28 protein-coding genes are annotated in these 21,560 nt (G+C 60.0%); 16 read left to right on the top strand and 12 right to left on the bottom strand.

Going from position 1 to position 21,560, the window contains the following annotated elements; all coding sequences use genetic code 11:
* Nucleotides 1-83: 83 nt before the first annotated feature.
* The 3 genes from AB0N24_RS04585 to AB0N24_RS04575 form a co-directional block, all read right to left on the bottom strand.
* On the bottom strand, nt 84-1,136 hold the full coding sequence (locus AB0N24_RS04585; protein WP_364121066.1) for a PDDEXK nuclease domain-containing protein: 1,053 nt from the start codon (nt 1,134-1,136) through the stop codon (nt 84-86).
* A 75-nt stretch (nt 1,137-1,211) separates the two neighbouring features.
* The gene (locus AB0N24_RS04580) at nt 1,212-1,415 is read right to left on the bottom strand and encodes a hypothetical protein (RefSeq protein ID WP_364121064.1); all 204 of its coding nucleotides are present in this window, start codon (nt 1,413-1,415) and stop codon (nt 1,212-1,214) included.
* Nucleotides 1,416-1,562: 147 nt separating this feature from the next.
* On the bottom strand, nt 1,563-2,117 hold the full coding sequence (locus tag AB0N24_RS04575) for a hypothetical protein (RefSeq protein ID WP_364121062.1): 555 nt from the start codon (nt 2,115-2,117) through the stop codon (nt 1,563-1,565).
* 214 nt (nt 2,118-2,331) lie between these two features.
* Here AB0N24_RS04575 and AB0N24_RS04570 point away from each other — a divergent pair, with 214 nt between their 5' ends.
* Nucleotides 2,332-2,697 carry a hypothetical protein gene (locus tag AB0N24_RS04570; RefSeq protein WP_364121059.1) on the top strand — a complete coding sequence of 122 codons (366 nt, stop codon included), beginning with the start codon at nt 2,332-2,334 and terminating at the stop codon, nt 2,695-2,697.
* A gap of 29 nt (nt 2,698-2,726) precedes the next feature.
* Complete coding sequence (locus AB0N24_RS04565; protein WP_364121056.1) at nt 2,727-3,086, top strand: hypothetical protein; 360 nt, start codon at nt 2,727-2,729, stop codon at nt 3,084-3,086.
* Between the two features lie 163 nt (nt 3,087-3,249).
* Here AB0N24_RS04565 and AB0N24_RS04560 read toward each other — a convergent pair whose 3' ends face one another.
* The 3 genes from AB0N24_RS04560 to AB0N24_RS04550 form a co-directional block, all read right to left on the bottom strand.
* Nucleotides 3,250-3,858 (bottom strand): hypothetical protein, encoded by a 609-nt coding sequence (locus AB0N24_RS04560; protein WP_364121053.1) that lies wholly within the window; start codon nt 3,856-3,858, stop codon nt 3,250-3,252.
* 203 nt (nt 3,859-4,061) lie between these two features.
* Nucleotides 4,062-4,664 carry a hypothetical protein gene (locus AB0N24_RS04555; protein ID WP_364121050.1) on the bottom strand — a complete coding sequence of 201 codons (603 nt, stop codon included), beginning with the start codon at nt 4,662-4,664 and terminating at the stop codon, nt 4,062-4,064.
* A gap of 68 nt (nt 4,665-4,732) precedes the next feature.
* Nucleotides 4,733-5,431, bottom strand: a complete 699-nt coding sequence (locus tag AB0N24_RS04550; protein WP_364121048.1) for a hypothetical protein — start codon at nt 5,429-5,431, stop codon at nt 4,733-4,735.
* A 798-nt stretch (nt 5,432-6,229) separates the two neighbouring features.
* Here AB0N24_RS04550 and AB0N24_RS04545 point away from each other — a divergent pair.
* The 8 genes from AB0N24_RS04545 to AB0N24_RS04510 all read left to right on the top strand — a co-directional run bounded on the left by AB0N24_RS04545 (nt 6,230) and on the right by AB0N24_RS04510 (nt 11,620).
* Nucleotides 6,230-7,084 carry a hypothetical protein gene (locus AB0N24_RS04545; RefSeq protein ID WP_364121045.1) on the top strand — a complete coding sequence of 285 codons (855 nt, stop codon included), beginning with the start codon at nt 6,230-6,232 and terminating at the stop codon, nt 7,082-7,084.
* A gap of 243 nt (nt 7,085-7,327) precedes the next feature.
* Nucleotides 7,328-7,549, top strand: a complete 222-nt coding sequence (locus tag AB0N24_RS04540; RefSeq protein WP_364121042.1) for a hypothetical protein — start codon at nt 7,328-7,330, stop codon at nt 7,547-7,549.
* 564 nt (nt 7,550-8,113) lie between these two features.
* Complete coding sequence (locus tag AB0N24_RS04535) at nt 8,114-8,317, top strand: hypothetical protein (RefSeq protein ID WP_364121039.1); 204 nt, start codon at nt 8,114-8,116, stop codon at nt 8,315-8,317.
* 190 nt (nt 8,318-8,507) lie between these two features.
* Nucleotides 8,508-8,717, top strand: a complete 210-nt coding sequence (locus AB0N24_RS04530; protein WP_364121036.1) for a hypothetical protein — start codon at nt 8,508-8,510, stop codon at nt 8,715-8,717.
* Complete coding sequence (locus AB0N24_RS04525) at nt 8,710-8,931, top strand: hypothetical protein (protein ID WP_364121033.1); 222 nt, start codon at nt 8,710-8,712, stop codon at nt 8,929-8,931. The genes AB0N24_RS04530 and AB0N24_RS04525 overlap by 8 nt, the downstream gene beginning before the upstream one ends.
* Before the next feature lie 376 nt (nt 8,932-9,307).
* Entirely contained in the window at nt 9,308-9,811 is a 504-nt protein-coding gene (locus tag AB0N24_RS04520; protein WP_364121030.1) for a hypothetical protein, read from the top strand.
* 399 nt (nt 9,812-10,210) lie between these two features.
* On the top strand, nt 10,211-11,047 hold the full coding sequence (locus AB0N24_RS04515; RefSeq protein ID WP_364121028.1) for a DUF3883 domain-containing protein: 837 nt from the start codon (nt 10,211-10,213) through the stop codon (nt 11,045-11,047).
* A 123-nt stretch (nt 11,048-11,170) separates the two neighbouring features.
* Nucleotides 11,171-11,620 (top strand): hypothetical protein, encoded by a 450-nt coding sequence (locus tag AB0N24_RS04510; RefSeq protein ID WP_364121025.1) that lies wholly within the window; start codon nt 11,171-11,173, stop codon nt 11,618-11,620.
* Between the two features lie 89 nt (nt 11,621-11,709).
* On the opposite strand, the gene AB0N24_RS04505 is transcribed toward AB0N24_RS04510, so the two are convergent.
* Nucleotides 11,710-12,387 carry a helicase associated domain-containing protein gene (locus AB0N24_RS04505; protein ID WP_364121022.1) on the bottom strand — a complete coding sequence of 226 codons (678 nt, stop codon included), beginning with the start codon at nt 12,385-12,387 and terminating at the stop codon, nt 11,710-11,712.
* A 186-nt stretch (nt 12,388-12,573) separates the two neighbouring features.
* Between AB0N24_RS04505 and AB0N24_RS04500 the strand changes: the two genes are divergently transcribed.
* The 4 genes from AB0N24_RS04500 to AB0N24_RS04485 all read left to right on the top strand — a co-directional run bounded on the left by AB0N24_RS04500 (nt 12,574) and on the right by AB0N24_RS04485 (nt 14,756).
* Nucleotides 12,574-13,041: a DUF2199 domain-containing protein gene (locus tag AB0N24_RS04500; RefSeq protein WP_364121019.1), complete on the top strand. Its 468-nt coding sequence runs from the start codon at nt 12,574-12,576 to the stop codon at nt 13,039-13,041.
* A 261-nt stretch (nt 13,042-13,302) separates the two neighbouring features.
* Complete coding sequence (locus AB0N24_RS04495) at nt 13,303-13,722, top strand: hypothetical protein (RefSeq protein ID WP_364121016.1); 420 nt, start codon at nt 13,303-13,305, stop codon at nt 13,720-13,722.
* Between the two features lie 8 nt (nt 13,723-13,730).
* Nucleotides 13,731-14,117 (top strand): hypothetical protein, encoded by a 387-nt coding sequence (locus tag AB0N24_RS04490; RefSeq protein ID WP_364121014.1) that lies wholly within the window; start codon nt 13,731-13,733, stop codon nt 14,115-14,117.
* Nucleotides 14,118-14,258: 141 nt separating this feature from the next.
* Nucleotides 14,259-14,756, top strand: a complete 498-nt coding sequence (locus AB0N24_RS04485; protein WP_364121011.1) for a hypothetical protein — start codon at nt 14,259-14,261, stop codon at nt 14,754-14,756.
* Here AB0N24_RS04485 and AB0N24_RS04480 read toward each other — a convergent pair.
* From AB0N24_RS04480 to AB0N24_RS04465, 4 genes are all read right to left on the bottom strand, one after another.
* Nucleotides 14,745-16,103 (bottom strand): alpha/beta hydrolase, encoded by a 1,359-nt coding sequence (locus tag AB0N24_RS04480; RefSeq protein WP_364121008.1) that lies wholly within the window; start codon nt 16,101-16,103, stop codon nt 14,745-14,747. The genes AB0N24_RS04485 and AB0N24_RS04480 overlap by 12 nt on opposite strands.
* A gap of 270 nt (nt 16,104-16,373) precedes the next feature.
* The gene (locus tag AB0N24_RS04475; protein ID WP_364121005.1) at nt 16,374-16,625 is read right to left on the bottom strand and encodes a hypothetical protein; all 252 of its coding nucleotides are present in this window, start codon (nt 16,623-16,625) and stop codon (nt 16,374-16,376) included.
* A 668-nt stretch (nt 16,626-17,293) separates the two neighbouring features.
* Nucleotides 17,294-17,665: a hypothetical protein gene (locus AB0N24_RS04470; RefSeq protein ID WP_364121002.1), complete on the bottom strand. Its 372-nt coding sequence runs from the start codon at nt 17,663-17,665 to the stop codon at nt 17,294-17,296.
* Between the two features lie 287 nt (nt 17,666-17,952).
* Entirely contained in the window at nt 17,953-18,168 is a 216-nt protein-coding gene (locus tag AB0N24_RS04465) for a hypothetical protein (RefSeq protein WP_364120999.1), read from the bottom strand.
* 724 nt (nt 18,169-18,892) lie between these two features.
* On the opposite strand from AB0N24_RS04465, the gene AB0N24_RS04460 reads away from it, so the two are divergent.
* Both AB0N24_RS04460 and AB0N24_RS04455 read left to right on the top strand, forming a co-directional pair.
* Nucleotides 18,893-19,282, top strand: coding sequence for a hypothetical protein (locus AB0N24_RS04460; RefSeq protein ID WP_364120996.1), 390 nt, complete (start codon nt 18,893-18,895; stop codon nt 19,280-19,282).
* A gap of 101 nt (nt 19,283-19,383) precedes the next feature.
* Nucleotides 19,384-20,016 (top strand): hypothetical protein, encoded by a 633-nt coding sequence (locus tag AB0N24_RS04455; RefSeq protein WP_364120994.1) that lies wholly within the window; start codon nt 19,384-19,386, stop codon nt 20,014-20,016.
* 105 nt (nt 20,017-20,121) lie between these two features.
* Here AB0N24_RS04455 and AB0N24_RS04450 read toward each other — a convergent pair whose 3' ends face one another.
* Nucleotides 20,122-21,468, bottom strand: coding sequence for a hypothetical protein (locus tag AB0N24_RS04450; protein ID WP_364120991.1), 1,347 nt, complete (start codon nt 21,466-21,468; stop codon nt 20,122-20,124).
* Nucleotides 21,469-21,560: the final 92 nt, after the last annotated feature.

The raw sequence follows: 21,560 nt of genomic DNA, 5'->3' as shown, positions 1-21,560 counted from the left end.
CCCACTCGGTACCTGTGCCAGCTCGTCACCGAGCCATAAGCCCATCATAGGACCAGAAATGCAGTAGGTAGCGGCCTGCGGGGTTACAAGGCGCCAGCGAGCGGACCTTCCGGTTCAGCCCATTCGAGCGCCGCGACCAGGCGTCCTTCGTTGGGAAGGGCCTTCTGTTCAGCCGGCGGAAGCTTGTCGTAGGTATAGGCCGCCACAGCCATTGGCGATGTAGACCGTCCCAGGCTGTACCTGACACTGCGGTCGTTCTTGGTGCCGCAGATCAGGATGCCGATGGTTTCGTTGTGGTGGTCCCGGCGGAGCATGTCATCGACAAGCGCAACGTAGAAATTGAGTTTGCCGGCCCACTCCGGCTGAAACTTGCCAGTCTTGAGCTCTACAACGACGTATCTGGACTGGTCGATGTTGAAAAATAGCATGTCGACATAGAAGTCGTCGCCGTCGACGTCGAAGTGCACCTGCCGGCCGACGAAGGAGAAGCCCGGACCGAGTTCACGCAGCGTTTCGGGGATTCTGCTCGTCAGGGCATTTTCAAGGTCGCGCTCAGCCACTTCGCCGGACAGGCCCAGGAACTCAAAGTTGTAGGGGTCTTTGGCGACTTGCTGCGCGAGTTCTGAATCTGGTCCAACAAGCCGTTGGACAAAGTTCGACGGTGCAGCGCCGGTGCGCTCCAGGGTCTTGTTCATGATCATGTTCAGCAGAACATTCCGCGACCAGCCATATTCGACGGCGGCAGCTGCGTACCAGGCTCGGTCATCCGGGCGGTCGAGCTTGTCCAGCAGCACGGTGATGTGGCCCCAGGGCAATTGTCCAACAGCCTGTTGGACAATTGGGTCGGGCCAGGCTGCGGCGAACCCGCGCATATAGAAAAGATTGGAACGCGAAAGGCCCTTCATCTCGGGGAACTCCGCCCTGAGATCATCCGCCAGCCGTCCGATGACCCCGCTCCCCCAGCTCTCAACGTTTTGACGTTCCAGGATCGTCCGGCCGATGGACCAGTACAGCTCGATGAGCTGGGTGTTGACTGTCCGCAGCGCCGTGGTGCGCGCGACCCGGACCCGATTCTTGAGCTCGCCGAGCAGGTCGGTGTAGCCGGCGGGGAGCGCAAGATCTCGGGGGGCTGCCATGCCCTCGATCCTATCTAGCAGGTCAGACAGTACTTGCACCAACATCCCTGGAGGTCGGGATCGGGAACGGCAGCTCTACGTTTCAGTAGCTGGGCGGGCCAATCTGTGCAGTGCGTCGAGGGTGGTCTCTGGTGAAGTGTTGAAGCAGAATACGATACCGGCGACGAGCTCGTTGAGAAGATTGAGAACGCGCTCGAACAGCAACGTGTGCTCCTCTGCCATACGCAGGCCCGCTCCGATCATCGCAACCTGGACCCGGTCGGGCCGCGAGGCAGTCACGGACCCTTCTTTCGGCCTCGTCCAGGTCGGCCGGGACCAGGCAGAACACGACGTCGAACCCGCCCGCCAAGAAAAAACGAAAGGTCGGGGCGAAGCCACCGACTGAATGTCGGCGGCATCATGACGGTCAAGGTTCGAAGCGGCCCGTCACACGCCGTTGTCGGTGCGACGCTTCTGGCGCATCTCATCCATGTATTTGGCCGGTCCGCCGAACAACACGCCTGGGTTGCTGCGGGGCTGCGGGACGGGGGCGGCCTGTCGCTGGTCGATGTCTTGGCGCTTTTCGATGGGGCCTTGGTCCCTGACCTGCGTCTTCGGCACGGGTTTTGCAGTCTGCTGCCTGGCCCCCCTGACCCGCTGCTGTGATGTGTGCGTCTTGGACAGCTCCCGGAACACCTTGTCCGTCAGCACGAAACACGAGTCGCCCTCCTTCGCACCGCAAACCGGGCATGTAGCTCGGTTCTTTTCCTTCATGGACGGCCCGGAGCCGGAACGTCGGCGCGAACTCTTCTTGGCCGTTCGCCGGGGATTCGAGTCGGCTTGGGACATGGCCGTCCCGGTTCCTTCGCTCTTCCCGGACCGCGAGGAAACCGCCCCGCGCTCTCCGGTGCGCTCCTCGAGCTCAGCCTCATAGGCCCACCGCTGAGCCTGAAAGGCCCGATAGGCGTCGTCGTGGTGGTCCGGCCGCATCTTCTTGCCCATTGGGCCCCTTACCCTTACCGTCGGAAGCAATCGCGGTCGACCATACCTGCCTGGTCGTGGGGGGCGCACCACGCGTTCAGTTCGTGAGATCCGCCTCCGGACCAGCTGGTCCGGACCGACGTTGTCCCTTCTGAGCGCACCTCATTACAGTTGAGCTTGACCAGCTGATCATCGCGTTGATCCCAATGAGGCTCCGCCTGAGGATGAAGGCCGCATGGAACAAGACAGAGACGATCCTGCTGCTGACATGGAGATGACATCCAAGGAGGCCGCGGCCTACCTCAGCGGGCCCGTCGGCTACACCCTCAGCTCGAAGTTCTTACGCGGGCTCAAGTATGTAGACAAGGGTCCGGTCGTGGAGAAGCGCGGCAGCCGGCTCGTCTACCGCAAGTCTGCGCTGGACGCCTTTCTTAGCGAGAACGGCACCGACCCTGAGGCATGGATGGCAGGTATGTGGCGGGACGTGGCCGACCAGCTGCGTGGCATCGCCGCAGCCACAGGCGACAAGGGGTTCGAGCCACTGATTGAACTCCTGGACAAACGCGATCCGGACGACTGGAACCCGGACCTGGCGAAGTAGCAGCGGCTCGTGCGCCCAAGGAAACAACAGTGCAGCTCGGCTGGATCTGCCTGGCGATCGTCAGCCTGGGCATCCTCGTGTTCGGTGTAGTGGAGGTCCTGGTTCCGATCGGCGGGGATGCGCCGCTTTATCGCGCAAACGGTCTTGCCTCGATAGGCCTTGGCCTCTTCGGCGGACTGATTGTCCTCATTCCGTACCGCCGGCTCGAACGGTGGGCGTGGTGCGCCCTCTGGTTCTACCCGGTGTTCTGGGCGGCCCACCTGCTCGGAAACCTCCCGCCGGGCACGGACCATATCCACCAGGTCGTCTTCATCGCCTTCTCGTTGATCGGGCTGGTGGCGCCCCTAGGCGCTTTCTTCCCGGCGCGCCAGAGCCCATATGCCCCCTGACAGGAACTTCCGCACCGAGCTCTACTACAGGGAGCAATCAGCATCCGTGGGCGGGCGCCAACTCTCGGCGAAGCGACCCTGTCCGGTCTCGACGTAGTTGTCAGTTTCTCATCGAACCTGTCAGGCCACTCAACGGGTCACACAAGGACAATCTGAGACGGTCTCAGCCGAGACATTCGACCTTGGCGAACTTTGCTTTGGGAGCCTTTGTTGCCGTGGAGATGGGGAAGACTCCCTTGTCTTCGGGGTACATGGCGGGCGTGATCTCATTCGCCTTGCCGATGATGCTCTCCGTCGAGTTCAATAGGGCCAGTTCGATGTAAACCCCTCCTGGGCAAGAGAGGTTTGTCTGCACAGCCACGGAGTAACACGAAGCCGCGTAGCTCGCACATTCTGACGATGCCTCTTCAGCGGGGGTGGTCCAACGTGCTACGACGCCTTCGCCAAAGTATACGAATTTATCCGCCTTCTGCGAGGCGGTTATCCCGCCAGGCTCAGGTGCATCAGTAGAATCAGGTGCACCCGATGTGCTAGCGACATTGCTTGTCTGGCTCGCTGAGGTGCACCCCGACAGTAGCGCTGCGCATAGGACGACAAGTAGGGCACTGCGCATGTTTCCCCCAAGAAAAGGGCGCAATGATGCTGGGTTCGCGACCGCTCGTCCTGCCAGTGCCTTGGCGAAATTATTGTTGATGGCTTCGAGTGCTTCATCCCGCTCAACTACGCTGCGGTGCAGCCAATCTTCGAACGGCGTGACGGTTGATTCGGTCATTGTTTCCCCCAAGGAGCGGCACCTATCCGTGAGGCTACTGCCCCCGGCAAAAGATCCTCCCTGCAAAAGCACAGCATTTACAGAGGATTGTGCAAGATTCCCCCTTGGACCATAGGAAGTCGCTCGATCGGCTGCTCACAGATCCGTTCCTGTAAGACGACGTTGTCCCAGAGAGGATCCCCCAACGGTTAGACCGGACGGACTCATTGACGACTCAGTACCACTCCGGAAGTTTCGTCGTCCAAGGGTGATCTTCTGGGAGGCCAACTCTCGGGTCGGCAGCGAGTTCGCGGTACCACGGCGGGAGCATGATGGGGACTTTTTTTCGTAGACGTGCCGAGCAGGTCCCAGCGGTCCTCATAGTCCGCGACGATGTCGGTACCGACACGAGCGTGTTCCATCCCGGGATTGCGTCTCCCGGCCGGTACGCCCGGCTCGTTCTGCCAGTTCCTGTGTCCGATCCATGCCGCAGCTGCAATGTGGTCTCTCGGGACGATGAAGGTCCGGGGCACGGCAGTCAGCTGAACAGGATCAAGCATTACCAGCGCGTACCACTCGTGATCGGAGCGCGCGGCCTGCTGCGACTTCACACCAAGCTGCCACCACCATTTAGCTTCCTGTTTGGATCGGTTGATCGACTTAACCTGCACCTCGATGGCCTTCCGCTCGGGTCCTCCGGTCTGGACCGCGAGGATGTCGGTCCGCTCCAGCCCGTCGCGGGTGAGCGCCGCGCCCCAGCCGTACCGCGCGAGCACCGAGCACACCCAGTGCTCCCCCGCGCTCTTGGTCATCTTCGTGTCGGCCATATTCTGGAGCGTAACAGCGCCCCTGGGTCGGGACGATCAGCGTTCGGGTGGAAACGACGATACGCCGATTAGAGGCCGCGCACCGGCGGCACGTCTTTCCCGAAGATGAGCTGTTCGACTTCCTCGGGTTCAATGCCGAGGTCTTCAGCCCATTCGGCAATGCATTCGGTGTACCGGCGGTAGCTGCTGGCGCTGTTCCAGTTGAGCCAGAGGGGACCGATCGCTTTGTAGTGTTCACGGAACCAATCGACAACGACGCTGTCCATGATCGTGGTTGTGGGCACCTGGTCGGAGGTCTTAGTAGCGAAGCTGATGAACTTGGTCGCGAACGCCGGCCCCCACTGATCGAAGAACTTCCTGTTGCTTTGTCGTCTGTCCACGATGTGCTGGAATGCAGCGTTCCCGCCATCGGTCATCGCGATCCCAGCGAGAGCCTCCAACTCAGCGGCGAAGTCCTTCCCGTTCCCCAGGTCCTTGTTCAAGCGGATGACGCGGTCTGCGCGGTAGGGGCCGAAGTTGGCCTTGGCATAACCCCAGAGGTAGCTGGCGATATATGCATCAAGCGCAGAATCCTGGTCATGGACGAGCTGGAACGGCTCCAGGACGCCAGCGCGGTCAATAGGATTCGGAAGCGTTTCGAGAATGCTGCGGTTGCCGAGGTACTTTTGCCAGCTCGGTTTCTCCCATGCGAAGGCCTTCTGCGGTGGACGCCCCTCCGCGTCCCACCTCTCGAATCTTCTTCTCAGGTTGTCAGGTACATCTGGCATGGTCTGTCTCCTCGTGCCGGTTTCACTATCGGGGTCGGCCGCTCCGCCATGCAGAAGCCGGCACCAGTAGCCATGGAGGTTAAGGCAAAAGATCAATAGCTCGCATGTCCTGAACCACGGTATGTGGTTTTGCATTTGCGAGCTCCGCCATTCGATTCCCAGTCATCTGGGGCAGTATCCGATCCTCATCAACGTGTTCCGTCAGCCCAGAAGGGCGGGTAATCCACCGATTGAAACGCCATTGGAAAGAGAAATAAGTCTCCTTCACATAGAACTCAAGCTTGACAGCGCCCTCGTCACTAGGAAATTCAACCTGCACAACGTGTGACTCTAGCCCCCGTTTGCCAGTTTGTAGCACGAAGGAGCGCATTCCTTGGCTATTAAGAATCCGGCTTATTTCCCGTGCTCTACGGCCAAACATCAATTCAGAAACCCCCAATGAGACCTCATTCCTCGATAGCGCCACTCCAACGAGTGACATCCTAAGATCAATCTAGCGCGGTGTCGTCGGGCTTTGCGGCCCGCCCAAGAGGAGTTAAATCGTCGCAGACGTCCCGCACTTGGAGCAGTAGTTCCCGTTTAGTGCGCAGTCCGGCCACGCCTGTACCAGTCGCCAGTCGTAGGCAATTCTGCCAAGCGTCTGGTTCCTGTTTGAAGCGATCTACCGCTTCCGTAATTCCCTAAGGGGTAAATGCACGAGAATGACGGTACTGGTGACCTTGCCTGTTCCCTGCTGCCACCCCGCCCTATCGCGTTGGGGACGTTGACTACTAACTAAGGCCGGTCCAAACTTACCCCATGCCCCCGGACGCCAAACGGACTACTCATAATTTCCTAGCCAAATGGGAGCGTGTAGTCGCCGCAAACATTGCCTTCTTATTGATCGCCGCAGCGGGATGGCTTATTTTTAAACCGCCGCCCCACGTCGTAGCTTTGACTAGTTGCACGCCCAGTTCGACTGTGATGTGTTCCGTGGTCGCCGACTCTGATGTCACAGCCTTCGCCACCGCCTTAGCCACCCTAGGGGTTTTTGCATCGCTGGTCGCAATCCTGGGAATCCGGTTTTCCAAAGTATCGGTTGGGACCATGAGTGCTGAGAAGGCTGCTGAGCAGGTTATTGGGGACGGATTTGACGAAATCTCCCACAAAATGATGGACATCGGGGAGCATGCCCCGAGGCCGGTCGAGCCTGCCCCAAAGCCTCCTGGGTCCCCGCCGATGGTCGACTTGTCGGATTTACAGAACCTCCCTGCCTTCGCCGATCTTGACGGTCAAACTCTCGAGGCTGTCCGTGTAGAAATTTACAGGCGTCGCCACGGTCTGTTCCTCACGCATCTACTTAGCGCACCCAAGCGCCCTGGACACTTCCGCGCAGCCATCTTCGTTGTTCGCCATCCCAACCCTGCGACGCCTTCTGAACCGCCGGAAACGATCGAGGGAGCGACGATGTTTCTCGGCGGGAAATGGGGTTTGCGGAAGTTTGACGCGACGTGGAGCGACGACGGTCGACTAGGGGTTGTAGTTGAGGCACACGGACCTTTCCTCATTCTCTGTGAGGTCCGCCTAACCTCTGGGAAGCGTGTTTTTATTCCTCACTACGTGGAATTCTCCCAACATGACCTTTTGACTGCGGGCAGCCAGGAATCGCCCTGACTCCAGAGGCCATGTCTCGGCTTACTCGTTTGACGCTATTCAGCACTGATCTACTTCAGGCAACGCCGGCAATCCAGTCGCTCTGGTAGGGATTGTGGAGTCCTGCTACAGTCCCACATGAGCTACGACTCGCCGACGTCCTGCACCCTTCGATGCTCGGCTGACACGGCATAAAAGGTTTCGCCCAGCCAGGTGGACGGGAGTAAAGTGACTCCAGGTCGACAACCGTGAAGAGGAGGTCAGATGCACAAGATCAATGATCTGGTCACGGCCCGGAGGAATGTGGAGCTCAAGGGACTTCAAATGGTTCCGCGGGGATCCCGAGGCACGATTGCCCATGTGAACTTAGGCGGCTTCTTCTCATCTTCCAGCTATACCGTTGCATTTGACCTGCCGGGTCGGAATTTTCCGCTCGTGCTGGAGAACTTGCCGGAAAACGCTGTAGAAGCTCTCCCGGAGCCCTGATTACGTAAACGGCACGGAGGATATCGCACGGGACAAGAACGTGGAAGTTGCCGGGGCTTACTAGACTCTCAGGGTGCGAGAGAACGATTTTTTTGAAGAGGCCGAGACTGCCGATGTATGGGCGGTCCAGCAGGACACACTGAACACCGACTTCATAGAGCGAATCTGCAAGGCGCAGAATAGAGGGTGACGGCCGCCACGCCTCGCGGCCAACTTTCAATGAATTGCTGACGGTCGCGGAGTGCAGCGGTCTGGTCCTGACTACCCCGTTCTCATGGGGGTCACCGGAATACCAAAGAGAATGAGCCGCCGCCGCAAGGTCTGGCTTGCTGTGCTGGCCGCGCTGGCTGTCTTTCTCACAGCCTTCTTCGTCTGGGCGTCCTAGAAAAGCGACCAAATCATCGCCGAGATCAAGTCGATCGCGGATCGCCTTGAAACCGGTCCGGGATGGGAGAATTTGGAAACCAGCTCCCGGTAGCTGCCGCCGTGTGCATCCCACTGGACGGCCCGTGTTCCCAATATGCCTACAGATGGGCCACCCATCAGGCGTACCAGCAAGGCGACTTGGAGAAATACATCCATCAGGTCAGCCTGGTTCCCCGGGAGCTGGAAAAGTGCGAGAGGAACCCGCGGTTCAACGCAGGTGGACTGGACTGCCGGGCTGTCGGAAATATTGACGGCTGGAACGTACGCATCTCGGTGCGCGACTACGGACCCGGGGCTGACAACGCCACGGTGCAGATCTTGGTCAATCGCTATGGCCACTGATCGCGAACACAGCAGAGCCGGACCAGCCCGCCAAGTGAAGACGCACCACTCCCCCTGAAGCACCAGCAGAAGGCCCTGGCGGTCAGCGTTAAGAAATGACGACCGCAGTGAATGGTGGAAGCGCGCCCAGTGGGGGCTGGAGTCCGCATCGTCCGCCGACAACGACATGCTCGGTGCCGCGGGTACCGAGATGCTCAAGCTGCTGGTCACGAGCGAAATGGCCTCGGATGATGACAAGGACCTGCTCGACATAGCATGGCGCGCCGGTACGGCCGCCGCTAATCAGCAGGTCGCCGAGGAATTCCTGGCGGAAGCCGCGGAATTCGCGAATCAGCCGCATATCGACGACAGTCCGGAAACAAGTGAGAATGAAGAGACGAAGGAGGCCGACAATGGCTAGAGCCACCCATTCCAAAGTCTCGGTTCGTGAGGCCCAAGCGATGAAGATCCGCCGCGGTATCCGTGCCGCACAGCTCCGCGTCGCTCTGGACAACGAACGCGGCCGCCAAACTCCGGAAGCCGTGATCCGCTTGTCCAACCTGAAGCTCCCCGAGGTCACCACGATTGCGGTGAAGACACCCCCGACCAGGGAACGTCACTCGACCTCCCGGTAGACTTTGCCCCAGCAAGAAGAAAGAAGCCCCGCCCGGATGGCCCGGACGGGGCTACTTTGACGAGGAGCACTGAGAATGTCAGAGGGGCGTGAAAGTCTGCATTCACGATGTTTGAAGAAGACCGGACTACAGTCCCTCGTGCCTACGTGGCGCTCCCGCATGACCATCTCTACGAGAACCGCGAAAAGGATCTGGCCACCACAATTTCCTGGTGTCTCGCACAGGCTAATGGCGATGCCACGCTGGTCGGGATACAGACGGGTCATAAGGACGATCTCGACGACGAACCTCTCCTGGCTGCTTTCGTTGCTGAAGGGGCGAAGGTCTACCCAGACTTCCGCGGGAGCTCGGTGCACTGCCCTCCGGCCCTGTCTTGATGTATCGACCTCTTGCCGCGCATTTGTGGGAAGTAGAAACGAAAAGGTCTACTTCGGCCGTAGCCGCGTTGGAGATCGCAGGCCCTGAGCATTATCAACGGAGCGTTGGGACTGAAGACATTGTCGGTTGCCAGCCGTGGGTCACTGCTTTAAAGCTCGTTCATCTAGGCGGACCAACGATCAAGGTCAAAGAACCCATCCTGCTCGATCCCGTCGTCGCTGCCGCCGTGGATGCTTTCACGGACCTCATCAACTCCTCGACTCGACTCTCGGACAGTCGGGATCGCTCAACGGTGCTCGACGGTCTCACGAAACTGCGGAAGGCAGGCCATCACTTTGATCCAGAGGATCTCCTTGCGGGAGCGCTGGCAAGAAATTGGCGCGGCGATGCGGCCGTCCAACTCAAGGACCTCGCTTCGGAAGTCAACGCGGGGAAGAGAAAGCGATTCACCGAGCAATTGCGTTCCGACGTTGTTGAGAATTGGCGCAAGGAAGCTCACTAGCTGAGCGAATGGCTCTGAGCACGAACAGCTAAGAGCTCGGCGACGTTCGCGCTCTCAGCCAACTGAACCGTCAACTGGGTCGGCAGAGGAGGTGGGCTGGTGTAGTTTCCCGCGCCGCGGTCACGCGGAGCCGTACCCCTGGTGAAAGCTCAGATTTGGATGTGGCACTGCGACTTGAAAGATCATCTGCGCGCGCTGGACCGGAACCACCCGATCTGCGGTCAGCTCGCTATCGCCCTGGAACCGTTCTCGAACGATGACGATCGCATTAAGTGCCCGATGTATCGATTCGGAGGTGCTGTCATCTACCTCGAAGAACGAGAACCCCGGGGGTTCGTTCGATGCTTGCCTCATGCGTCATGCGCACACTCAGCCGCATCCATGGGCGATACTCGATTCATGGTGATCAACATCAGGCTCAGCGACCGACAGACCGCCGATAGCGATGATCCGCTTGGACGTGATTGGTACGGTTACGACCCTGACGCAACACCGGACCAGCTCTGGGCGCACAATCGCGGAGACTGGTACCTGGACGCGCAGCGTATTTCCAGTGAGCGCTGGGCAGCGCTCAACTACCAGGGTCGGGTAGTGCTGGTCGCGGAGCTTGACGACCCGGGTCATGAGCTCCTGGCAGGCAACACAGGGCGACCAAAGAAAGCTCTCATCGGCCGCGTCCTGGCAGTCGGACATTCCATTCACGAGGCCCTGATCGGCAGGGAGGTCGAATACGCACCCCGCAGCAGGACCGCAATTTTGTATGGCCCGGACCCTGAGGCTGCCGCCGCTGCGGGCCTGGACCTGTCTGAGCCGTGGGATCAGCCCGGTGCACGCGGGCAGGGCCTGCAAATGGACGCCGAGGTCCGCAGAGCCATTGAGGACGCTGCACAGGATCGTTTGATGCGCCACTACCGGGACGACGGCTGGACCGTCACAGACACCCGGCACAATCGTCCCTACGACGCTGTGGCAGAAAGGGGTGGTGAGCGGATCTATCTTGAAGCGAAGGGCACCCAGAGCAGAGGTGACTCGGTCATCGTGACGCGCAATGAAGTCGACCATGCCCGCCAGCATCCGGGGCTCTGCATGATGGGGGTTTGGTCCGGAATGAGATTGAGGCCAGACGGGATAGTGGATCCTGGGGCAGGGACTTTCAGGATTCTTCCCTTCGATCCCGACACCAAGGACCTTCGTCCGCGTGACTTTGACTGGACGCTTCCCGGCGACCCGACGTGACGACTGATGCGGCGCCGTCTGCAGGCTGCAGGAAGCGCCGATACGGCGATAGAGGCGGCCGGGGCGCCTGCACCAGCATATGATTCTCGATGCATCATTCACTTTTTCCAATGGGGGAAATTCATGAAAAAATCCATCGCATCCATTGCTCTCGCTGCCGTCCTTGTTTTGACGGGGTGCGGCGGAGCAGGCACGACGACTACCGGTGCCGCCGACTCCAAAGCCTCCCAGGAGACGCCAAAGGTTCCTGACCTGACCGGCGGATGGAAGCAAAGCAACCCCAACAGTGAGAAGTCGTACCAGCAAGCCACAATCACCGCCGACAAAATGACGATTGAGTGGGTTAGCGATGGTGGTAATACGACCTCGATCTATTGGGTTGGAACGTTTGCCGCCCCGACCACCGCCAGCGAACCGTACACGTGGACCTCGCAGAAGGATGTTGAGGCAACCAAATCCGCGCTCCTGGCATCCGGTGATGCCACCAAAGAGTTCAAGTACGAAAATGGCACGATCAGCTACAAAGTCAGCGCGCTTGGAACGACAACAACGGTAAACCTCAAGAAGAACTGACATCGGCAGCGACGACGCTGCCCCGCAACGCTTCCTTTGCGGAGGGAAAACAGGGAAGGCCCGCACCATTAGGTGCGGGCCTTCCCGCCTTAACCCTCCAGTGGCCCGGCATCGGCCCGGGGTTTACGGCCGCGCTGCCGTCCGGCCCGCCAGCCCGGTAGTGATTCATCCAGGAGCTGTGCCTTGGCTGGGGCCAGCTCACCGCGGCGGTGCTTGTACCGCTGGGTATGCAACCACACGCCCAGTTCGTGCTCCTCACCTGTCACGGTCGCCTTGTGTCGGGGCCAGTCATGCCCGGTCGCCCGGTACGTTACCAGGGCCGCCAGCCTGTCCTGCCACCTGGCTTCGTCGGTCGCCGCGCGCGGTGCACCACGCCAGCCCGGCAGCACACCCAGCCCCTCGCGATACTCAGCCGCCAGCGTCCCTTCGGCGGCTTCGCGGCGTCGCCGCTCCAGCCAGACCCCCAGGCTCCGCTCGGCCGCCGTCCCGGCCCGCGGGGATGGATACCGTCCCGTTTCCTGCACCACCGCCACAAGCTCCTGCATCCGCTCCAGCCCGTGCGCGCTGACCCGGGGCGTCTTCCCGGCCACGGCTTCCTCGTGCGCGGCCTCAAGACCCGGATCCTCAGCCCTCGCCACCGCGAGGTGATAGCCGACGGTCGAGGCAGGAGCCCCGGTCAAAGCCGCGATCCGGGTACGGGTCAGGCCGCCCCGGTACATCAGCACCCACTCCGCCTTCGGCGCCGCAATCCTTTGAACAGTAGCCACGGGATTATCCTGCCACCCTCGCCTGCCCTCGACTGAAACAGGCCTTGGTCAACCGCCGGCTTCCGGGACGCGCCGATCTGTACCCGTTGCTGCTGAAACCTCCGACGCCCCTGTGCCCGCGTAGAATCGCCCAAAGATCAAAGAACTGGGGGACGGATGATCTTTGCGAAAAAGCACACATGCGAAATGTGTGGCCTCAAGACAGCAGCACATAACAGGGATGTCCGGTTCCGCCTCCCGGACCCGGTCCTGGAAAGCCCGGAGCAGCACCGCGCCGAAGACAGCTGGTTGAGCGACCCGGATCCCAACAAGGCCACTCTCATGCAGATCCCCAACATCAGCCCGTTTGTTCGGGCACTGCTCCCAGTGAAGCTCGAAGGCGGTCACGAATTCCGCTTCGGGGTCTGGATCGCCATTCACCCCGACGACTTACAACTGGCCTGTCGGGTCTGGAACGCCCCCGAGTACGGCGACCTGAAACTCACTGGCTACCTGGCCAACAGGATTGAGCCTTGGGGCCTGTTCGCTGTTCCGGTTGACCTCGCCGTGCTGGACACGAACCACACGCCGTACTGTGTGGGCAGCCCCAATGAAGAACTGAACGACGTGCTCACTAAAGAATGGCCACACGGCATCCTCGCTTCGCTGCCATGAGATACCGCCGCTGAGTGCAGGCAGCCCGGCAGGTTTGCGACCAGCAGGTGAGGCAAGTAATTCAACCGGAGAGGCTACGGAATGGACCCGTACCAACAGCAGCAGCCGCCGTATCCACCTCAACCGCCCCACTCTCGCCAGGGTCAGTATCCGCAACAGCCCCACTATGGTCCACCTCAGCCTCAGTGGCAGGTGACTCCGCCTCCACAAAAGAAGAATGAGAGCAGGTTCTGGTGGATATTCGGCAGCATTGTGATGGTCGTGACTCTGCTCTCCATCCTCGGCTTCGCTGGATGCTCTGCTCTCGCCGAGGAGATCAACGGTGGTGGAGGCTCCCAGCAGGAGAAGGCCAGTGAAATGATGGCCCGGGCTGACACCGTACCGGAGGATGATTGGGTTGAGGTCTACCGCAAGGACCCCAAGGTCGATCCCGGATGTCTCTCCATCGACACATCGTGCTTGCGTTTGACCGCTCGGTGGTCCGTGGATCACAAGGTCAGCCTGAAAGAGGCCGCAGACAGGTTCGGCGGGAAATCCAGTTTGGACGACCCGTCAACGGGACTGTATGTGGGCTGCGTCAAGACCGAGTTTGACGGAGTGAGCGAAGAGTCGCTCTGCATCGAAGAGTCTCCAGAAGGCTCAGATTCCTACTGGGTCACCATTCAGATGCGGCGTGATTAGGCACTGAAGTGGACTACAACGACTTTGAGCTTGTCGCGTTCTGGCTGCTGTCGAGCGCCCCAGGCGTTCTCCTGATGACTATAGGAATCATCGCCCACAACAAGTTGTCCAAACCATGGATGCCTCGATACCTGATCCTCGGCATCCTTGGCTGCTTTATCTATGCGACGTTCGCCGGCGAACTGGTCGCCCAACTGTTCCCGCCGCCGTACATCCCCGGCCGGTCAGAGGGCCGGGGGCTGGATCTCCGAGGAATGGGCATCTTCATTGGATCCTGGATCGGTGCCCTCGCCGGCGTTGTTTGCGCGCTGATTACTGGTGCGGGCTCTTCAATCGTGCTGCGCCTTCGGGAAAGGCGAGCCAAGGAGTTGTCTACAGGAACATCTTCGGTATGAGCCCGTAATTACGCCAGGACCGAGCAGACCAACGCGGCGTCCTCGCGGGTACCGACAGGCCTATCAATTCCGACGGCGTGTCCTCCAGATGGTTGCGCTGCAGGACTAGGCTGGCGGAACAAGGTCGGATTGGGGGATCCAGTGAAGCTCAGAACCGGGCTGGTCCTGTCACTGATCCTGGTTCTTGGAGCCACCGGGTATTTTCTGGTCCGGTCCGCTGAGGACAGGGTCACTGCCGACATGCTCTCGCGGACGGACCGTTTCGCGGTTCCCTTGAACTGGCAGCTGGAAGTCGAGACTGTCCGGCCGGAGCGGTTCCTTTGCATCAGTACGAACCCGTGCCCCAGCTTCTACCGGCGATGGAACTCGGGTAAAGAGCTCAGCGCCGCAGAGGTGGCAGAGGTTGTCTCCAATGTTGGCTTTGAGATGAAGACGAGCCAGATCTGCCAGCGGCGTTCGAACGCCATCGGCCCCACGACTGTCTGCGACTCGGAAGGAACAGATGGCGAATACAACTACCTCCTGAACGTCACCAGCCCGGACCTGGACGCAGCCCAGGTCGTTACCCTGATCGTCAGGCCGCGCCAACCAGATCACGGAAATCCAGCTACCCACTCTTCCGTAAGTTCACTTGGCTAGGGGCGATCCCGTCCTCGCCGAGGAGACGACGTCCAGGATCGCTTGCGTTGTGATTGCTGCGGCATCAGGTTCGACGATGAGTGCTTCGTGGGAGGCGAAGTCGATGGTCTTGTGAACGCTGTTGGTGGACAGCTTGGCTAGTTCGTTCTGCGACGCCTCATGTTTGCTGTCGTTGCCAATGCCGGCCGTCAGGACGACGAGCGGTTTGTCTGCGAACCCTTGCAGCGCAGCGGCTTCTTCCATTGACGTGTTTGCCTGGATGTACTCGTCAACGGTGCTTCGGAGGTTGCCTGGGCCGGCGATATTGGCGCGGACTTCGTCCCGTGACTGTGGCGGCAGGCTGCTGACGTCCTCGAGTGGGGCATACAAACGGGCTGCACCGACACGCTCCAGGATTGAGATAAGGGCTGAGAGCCGGCTCAGGATGTCATACCCACCGCGGGTGGATACGGATCGAGTTACCGGTGCTGATGCCCGGTTTGTCGCATCGATGAGGACCATGCCGACTACCTCATCTGGATAGTTGGCGGCGAAGGTCTGCACATATAGACCGCCAAAGGAATGACCAGCCATTACGTAGGGTCCCGGGACGTTCGCGTTGTGCAGCAGCGCATGCAGGTCGGCAGCTATCTGCGTGGCGTCCTGGACGGTGTCGGCGGACTCGCTCCAGCCCCTGCCCGCACGGTCGTAAACGCAGACGCGTGTCGTTGAGGAAACAGCTTGGGAAATCAGGGCGTGGTTGGATGACATCTCACCAGCTCCTGGCTCGAGCACCACAGTCGGGCTTCCGTTGCCGGTGCAGTTGAGGTGCAGGCTGTAGCCTCCGACGTCGACCAGCTGCCCCGGTCTCGGGAAGGCTTTCGCATCAGCCGCGGCACCCAGGGTCTGGTATGCGCCACCGACCGAGGCAAGAACCAACACCGCGAGGACTGGGTAGATAAGCGACCGCCTGCTCCGGCTATGAAGTTGCCGATGCGCACGGAAGAACATCCAGATCACCAATAGCAGCAGAGCGGGCGGCCACACCCAGCTGAGCGCCTTATCCATCGGGGTGCCGAACAACACGAGAAGAAGACCACCCACGCCCATGAAGACCGCAGGAGCCACAGCCCATCTCTGTGGCTGGTCGGTAACCCGCACCGACAGGAGGGCCAGCAGCCCCCAGCCCACCGCGAAACCGCACAGCACCGCGCCGGTAATCTCGCTCTCCCCCGCCCGGATGAAGGGGGCAGCCACAAGCAGAAGCGCAGCGATCAGCCCTGCGCCCAATGAGCCGGCAACGACCCAGCCGATGCACCATCTCGCTCCACGGTCCTGGCCGGGGGGATGCTGGGGACCGCTGTCCAAGGGGCTGCTACCGCGATGGGGTGTTCTGGGAGTAGAGACCATGGCGGGCTCGATTCCGTGTAATTCGACGTCGCCAGAGTACAGTTAATCCGCACAATTGGCACGTGCCGTCCCTTTGACTATAGGCTTGCGCCACTGGGTTTGACCCAATCTTGCGTTTGTGATTCGCGGCTGGAATTCGGTTGAATTTGCGTACGGCGGACTCCATTGACCCAGTTCCTTCGGCAGGCGTCAGTTCCAGGAATCCAAGGCCGAGCTGGACCCCAGCTATCAGGCTTTCAGTTCGGGCAGGCTGCCCAGGAAGACAGTCCGCGGATCAAGGCCGACTGCTTCGAGGATTGCGCGGGCCAGAGCCGGTGCATGCTCTGCCCGGTATCCCACGGCTGCGCTGACCCCGTCCGCCTGGTCAATCTGGATGCAAGCGTCCGCGTTTCCGCGTGGAATTGGCCGCCACACATCGAGGTGATCCTCGGGGATGAAGGTGTCCCGGTGGCGGTGAACGAAGTAGTCCTCGGCAGCCATTGCAAATCCTCTCTGATAATGGACAAGAGAGCACTATAAGCACAGGGACGCAGTTCCAGTCAGCATCTTTCAGAGCGAGGTCTACCTCAAGGCAGTCCGCAGTCGCTCCCTCATGTCTCCCAGGGACTCGTGTCCCGCGCTGCGCCGCGGAGGAGCCGTCACCGGTCCATCCTTCCACGCGCGCCGGATCCGGAATCTTCGAGCGTCCGCCGCGCTCAGGTACGCGGGCCTCTATGTTGTCCGCCGGCTGTCCGTCTCCGGGAATTCACGGAGCGTGGCCGCTACGTCTCTGACCGCCGCTGGGTCTTCCGTCCAGGGCCGGCCTGTCCGGGTGCAGGCCTGAAAGCTCGTCACCCTCGAAGCTTTGGCAGCCTCAGTGAGTTCTGCCCACGCTATGCGCAGTTCTTCCAGGAGCTCCGGTGACATAGATGCATCCGGCACATGAGCGGCTCCCTCAACAGGACCCACGGGCGCCGAAGTTGCGGCCTTTCGGTGAAAAAGACTTCTAAGGCCCATTTCTGTGTCCCCCTTCTGAGCTTGCGCGAACCCAGAGTATCAATGCTGCATCAAGGCGTCCTGGACCTTATGCTGCCTGCTCAGCTGTCAGGAAGCGGCGTTGCGTGGGTTGATAGGACACCGGACCATCCTAGGTGTGCTTAGAGCATTGCTCACGTGATGCGCACAGTGGCGAAGGCGCCGTTTCCCCAGCGAGACCCGTCGGGCGTGAGATTGATGACATCAACAGTGACGCCACCGGCGCGCAGGTCAACAACCCTGCTGGAAGGTTCGGCGCATGCGAAGGCTTCGGTGAATCTCACTGGTTCCGCAGCGGGGGCTTCCTGATTCAGGACCAACCTGGCGTTCGTGCCGATGCAGGCCGTTGTAATTGTGTACGTGCCGTCAGCCGGTACCTGCGCGCTGACGACAAAGGAATTCATGCCTCCGCTGATCATCTCGGTGAGATCAAGGTAAGTGTCGGACGTCGGAACGCCCAGCACTTCGCCCAGCTTCACCCGATTGCCCTGCTCCAGCGCGGCCACCTCGGCGGGTTTCGTAGCCGGCTCCTGCAGCGGGTTCGCAGTGCTAATGGCGGGCGTGGCACTGGCACAGCGGACCCGTCCTGGTACTCGCAACCCGTCAGTGCCACTGTGCTAATGGCGACGGCCGCCCACATGGACCACAAATGCCACCTCTGTCGTACTCCCCCAAGATCTGACATGGCTCGAGCCTACGTCACCTATCATCCTGTTTCACGACCGGATGTTTACTGAGGCGATCGATTAGCGCCGTTGCTGGCGGGCGCCAAGTCGGCTGCACGGGCTGCGGCCTACCGCTCCATCTCAGGGAACCGTTTTGAGCGGGGTCCAACGGCATCCGTGGTGGCGCTGTGGTTGGTGGCGTTCCCAATGGTCGGGCGGTCCTTTGCAGGAACATAGGCGCCCTTATGGCGGCCAGGTTTGCCAGGCCGCACGGCTGCTGCGATAACGAATGCGAGGATCAACGCTAAAACTGCAGCTGAAACGATCAGGAAGCCACTGTCCATGCTGACACTCTAAGGGGACATGGCGATATCGCCCCGGATTTTGGGGCAGAACGATGAAGCGCTTAATTTCGCGGCCACGTCTTTGCGGCGGAAGGTCCCGTGGATGGAAAGCTTCTTGCCTACTCGATGGACCGGAACAAAGCCGCGGGGTACTCGGCCCCCCGCCGTCGCACAACCCGCGACATCCAGGGACAGCGAACTGTCTCATCGCGGCGCCGGTCTATCCAGAGGCCACAGCTGGTTTCGTCATGTGCAGTTATCCCAGGCTCTCGAACACCATCGTTGCCTGGATACGGTCACCGCCACCAATCCCTTGCTCCCGCTGCTCGCGGTGGTGATGGTGTGGAGTCGGTAGCCCTTCGCGGCCTGACCGCGCCCACGACGGCGGCCGGATTACAGTGCCGGAGAAGGCCCCGGCACCGGGCGGTTAACCGGACAGGTTCTATGGGAGTTCTACGGTCGCGCAAACGAGCCTAAATCCGGGCCATGAAGTGGTCCGGCAGTCTGCCCGGATCACGGACCGCCTAACGGGCGGTTCGCAACCTGGGGCCGGCCCCGGTGTCATTTCCCGAAGTCGTCTACACGGAACGTCAGGAGTCCTCTGCACTACAAGGAACAGCTCATCTGGGGCGGGGCGGGTCGAGCAAGGATCCAGCGGGCCCGCCAGATTCGTGGTTCGGTTTGGCTAATTCGTTGGTGAGGCGTGCATGCCACAATGAGGCCCATGACTCGAATCCTCATGATCGGCATCCACGCACGAGCCCTCGACTATAGCAAGCTGCCTCCTGGCCTCGACGAGGCCACGATGACCGAACGGATCGAAGCGGGGTTCGGGGCCACTACGGCCGCCGGCTTCGACGCCGTCAACTGCCTGATCGGCACCTCCCCGGACGAGGCCGAAGCAGAGATTCGCTCGGCGTTCGGTCGTGATCGTTTCGACCTCGTGATGATCGGGGGCGGCATCAGGATGATCCCGGAGTACACCGAGCTCTTCGAACGGATCATCAACGTGTGCAATGCGGAATCGCCCGGAATCACCTTTTGCTTCAACACATCGCCCGAGACGACTCTGGACGCGTTGGAGCGTCACGCCCAGCCAGGAAAGGTCCATTGACAGCGGACATCAGCCCATGTCGTTTTTGACCGCATGCGGCAGCCTGGCTCCTCAACTGCTCACGCGGCAGCAAGTCCGCATAACTCACTTAGACTCAAAAAATGCCGGAAGAAGAAATACCTCGGAGGGGCAAGAGCAGCCCCAAAAAGCAGCGGAAGGGGATCATCTTCCGATTTGAGCACCTAGGCGGATTCACCAAATGGATGATCACTTGGCTGGGTGCCGTGGCCTCGCTGATAGCAGCACTGGTTGGAGCGACGTATCTGATCGCGCCTGATCTCAAGCCCCGGGATAAGCTTGGTGCCGCCCTTGACCGTATAGGCATCGAACAGAGCGTTGATCATGCTGCTTATGAACGAAAAATGAGTGATGCGGACTCTTCATCTCCTGTCCAGGGACCCAGTCCTCATGGAATTGAGGTTTTAGTCCACGCATCGCTTTATGGATACAGCGATCGGTTTTACTCCGTAGAAATCACACTTCTGGAAGCAGAATCGCTCAAAGAAATCAATGCAGATCTGTCCACGTGTGAAGTTCGAAGTCCTAAAGCGAATGAAGATGGAGTCACCTGGCGTTGCTGGACGTCTTCGCCTCCGCCTGGAACTGCTTATATCGTTCGGGCGGAGATATTCGATGATGGGCAATATGAGGGGCCGAAGGACGAGGGGCCGAGTGACAACCTGCTTCTAGATTTTTTGGATTCACCAAAGTTCACAGCTCTGCCACCGGCCTGACAGTCCGGCCTCGCTGGCCTCACACGGAAGCCTGCGGCTCACCTCAAGAAGGTCGTTTCGGCGTATGAAGCGTCAGGAACCAGAAGGGATATTGTGCCGCCCGGCCTACCTTCCGATCGGTCCCTCACTCGCAGTCGTAACTCCGTCACTGCGTATTTTCTCGACTAAAGGTCCGAGTGAAGTGTGAACGTTTGACGTGTCTGTTCCATGCGGCATGCTTCGATTCAGCTGCCTCAACTGTGTCCCAGTGTGTTTCTCCGCGGCTACATAATCGACGTAACCAGCTGCGCATGAAAGAAATATTAGGTCGGTAAGATCATTCGGTCGCCACTTATGCGACACATTGATCTGCCTCATCACCATGAGTTTTGTGAAAGCCCCCAGGGCCGGCATGTGAGCAAAGAGTTTCTGAATCTCCTTGGGCTTCATGGCATTGTCCCCCGTGGCAAGCCCCAGCTCCCTCAAGGCTGCAGTGACCATGCTTCCGTTTTCCGTCCACGCACGCGCATAGGCTGCTTGTTCCTTCTGAGGTTTCGTATAGGGGCCGCTGGCCAAGTGCTCTGCGAAATCTCGATTGGATCTAACCCAAGCATGAGGATCGATCCGTTCTGCCTTGCCTGGTTCAACGAGCAATTCCAAAAGTACGCTCGGATTCGACATCGCAAGAATGAAGAGCTGGGGATCGTCTGGCTCCATAGCGTGTGCCTGCACGTCATCATCGAGAAGGGCATGTGGTTCAAGAGTCACGACCGGCAAGGTGGCGACAGCAGGTACCTCTACTCCGTGCCGCTGGGCCAAAACTCGCATGAGTTCAGCCCTCCAGACAGCGAGAGGGTGGCGAAGCTGCCAGCCTCCAGATAGGGAAGCAAGTGAAGCGCCTACCTTATACCGATGATCGCCGTACAGGTTTGCGGTTTCGCGGACGTTCCCAGAGGACATTGGCAAAACGACGCCACCGTCCTGCGCGAGGTGAATGAGCTCATCGGCGGCGTCCCGCTCTGCCGGATGCTTGATTTGGGATGGATCGAAAATTGCCTGGGCGAGCGTGCTCCAGTGATTTTGATCGAGGTAAACCGAGGGGCGTCCGTGCAAAGGGTCTTCGGTTCTCGGGCTATATGCCTCCGCAACGATGAGATGGCCACGATTGGTTTGGCTGGTGATCCACCATCTTTCCCAGTCGAAGATGGTTATATCGATCTGGGATGCGAGGATGTCCGAGTCCTCTGGTATTTCTTCTGTCAGTTCTCGGCCATCTTGGCAGAGGATCGTGATTTTACGCTGAGACCGATCAATTACCCAGTACTTGGAAATGTCGCGGGACAAGAGCACCGAGTCATCGTATGCCGGACTGATTGCCGCCCGAAACTTTTTGGAACGTCCGGGTTTACGCCCATCAAGGAAACGGTCGTTTTTGAGGCGCGGTAGGGCACAACAACAAAAGAAGAGAAGCATGCGGATCCGGATAGACCCGGTGCCTCTGATCATATGATCTTCCACGCCGGCACCCGGCGCTGGAGGTCCTCCACTGCTATCGAAGCTGTCCG

Source organism: Arthrobacter sp. NPDC093128 (genome assembly GCF_040683875.1).
Classification (GTDB): Bacteria; Actinomycetota; Actinomycetes; order Actinomycetales; family Micrococcaceae; genus Arthrobacter.
The sequence above is the reverse complement of the archived record's forward strand: the minus strand, read 5'-3'. Positions and strand labels throughout refer to the sequence as shown.

What these genes read in the sequence shown, in the direction of transcription:
- AB0N24_RS04585 (WP_364121066.1), bottom strand. Translation starts at nt 1,136, where the DNA reads ATGGCAGCCCCCCGAGATCTTGCGCTCCCCGCCGGCTACACCGACCTG.
- AB0N24_RS04500 (WP_364121019.1), top strand. Translation starts at nt 12,574, where the DNA reads ATGTGTGGCCTCAAGACAGCAGCACATAACAGGGATGTCCGGTTCCGC.
- AB0N24_RS04530 (WP_364121036.1), top strand. Translation starts at nt 8,508, where the DNA reads ATGCTCAAGCTGCTGGTCACGAGCGAAATGGCCTCGGATGATGACAAG.
- AB0N24_RS04570 (WP_364121059.1), top strand. Translation starts at nt 2,332, where the DNA reads ATGGAACAAGACAGAGACGATCCTGCTGCTGACATGGAGATGACATCC.
- AB0N24_RS04525 (WP_364121033.1), top strand. Translation starts at nt 8,710, where the DNA reads ATGGCTAGAGCCACCCATTCCAAAGTCTCGGTTCGTGAGGCCCAAGCG.
- AB0N24_RS04520 (WP_364121030.1), top strand. Translation starts at nt 9,308, where the DNA reads ATGTATCGACCTCTTGCCGCGCATTTGTGGGAAGTAGAAACGAAAAGG.
- AB0N24_RS04555 (WP_364121050.1), bottom strand. Translation starts at nt 4,664, where the DNA reads ATGGCCGACACGAAGATGACCAAGAGCGCGGGGGAGCACTGGGTGTGC.
- AB0N24_RS04455 (WP_364120994.1), top strand. Translation starts at nt 19,384, where the DNA reads ATGCCGGAAGAAGAAATACCTCGGAGGGGCAAGAGCAGCCCCAAAAAG.
- AB0N24_RS04545 (WP_364121045.1), top strand. Translation starts at nt 6,230, where the DNA reads ATGCCCCCGGACGCCAAACGGACTACTCATAATTTCCTAGCCAAATGG.
- AB0N24_RS04515 (WP_364121028.1), top strand. Translation starts at nt 10,211, where the DNA reads ATGGTGATCAACATCAGGCTCAGCGACCGACAGACCGCCGATAGCGAT.
- AB0N24_RS04450 (WP_364120991.1), bottom strand. Translation starts at nt 21,468, where the DNA reads ATGCTTCTCTTCTTTTGTTGTTGTGCCCTACCGCGCCTCAAAAACGAC.
- AB0N24_RS04540 (WP_364121042.1), top strand. Translation starts at nt 7,328, where the DNA reads ATGCACAAGATCAATGATCTGGTCACGGCCCGGAGGAATGTGGAGCTC.
- AB0N24_RS04550 (WP_364121048.1), bottom strand. Translation starts at nt 5,431, where the DNA reads ATGCCAGATGTACCTGACAACCTGAGAAGAAGATTCGAGAGGTGGGAC.
- AB0N24_RS04560 (WP_364121053.1), bottom strand. Translation starts at nt 3,858, where the DNA reads ATGACCGAATCAACCGTCACGCCGTTCGAAGATTGGCTGCACCGCAGC.
- AB0N24_RS04460 (WP_364120996.1), top strand. Translation starts at nt 18,893, where the DNA reads ATGACTCGAATCCTCATGATCGGCATCCACGCACGAGCCCTCGACTAT.
- AB0N24_RS04510 (WP_364121025.1), top strand. Translation starts at nt 11,171, where the DNA reads ATGAAAAAATCCATCGCATCCATTGCTCTCGCTGCCGTCCTTGTTTTG.
- AB0N24_RS04465 (WP_364120999.1), bottom strand. Translation starts at nt 18,168, where the DNA reads ATGGACAGTGGCTTCCTGATCGTTTCAGCTGCAGTTTTAGCGTTGATC.
- AB0N24_RS04575 (WP_364121062.1), bottom strand. Translation starts at nt 2,117, where the DNA reads ATGGGCAAGAAGATGCGGCCGGACCACCACGACGACGCCTATCGGGCC.
- AB0N24_RS04475 (WP_364121005.1), bottom strand. Translation starts at nt 16,625, where the DNA reads ATGGCTGCCGAGGACTACTTCGTTCACCGCCACCGGGACACCTTCATC.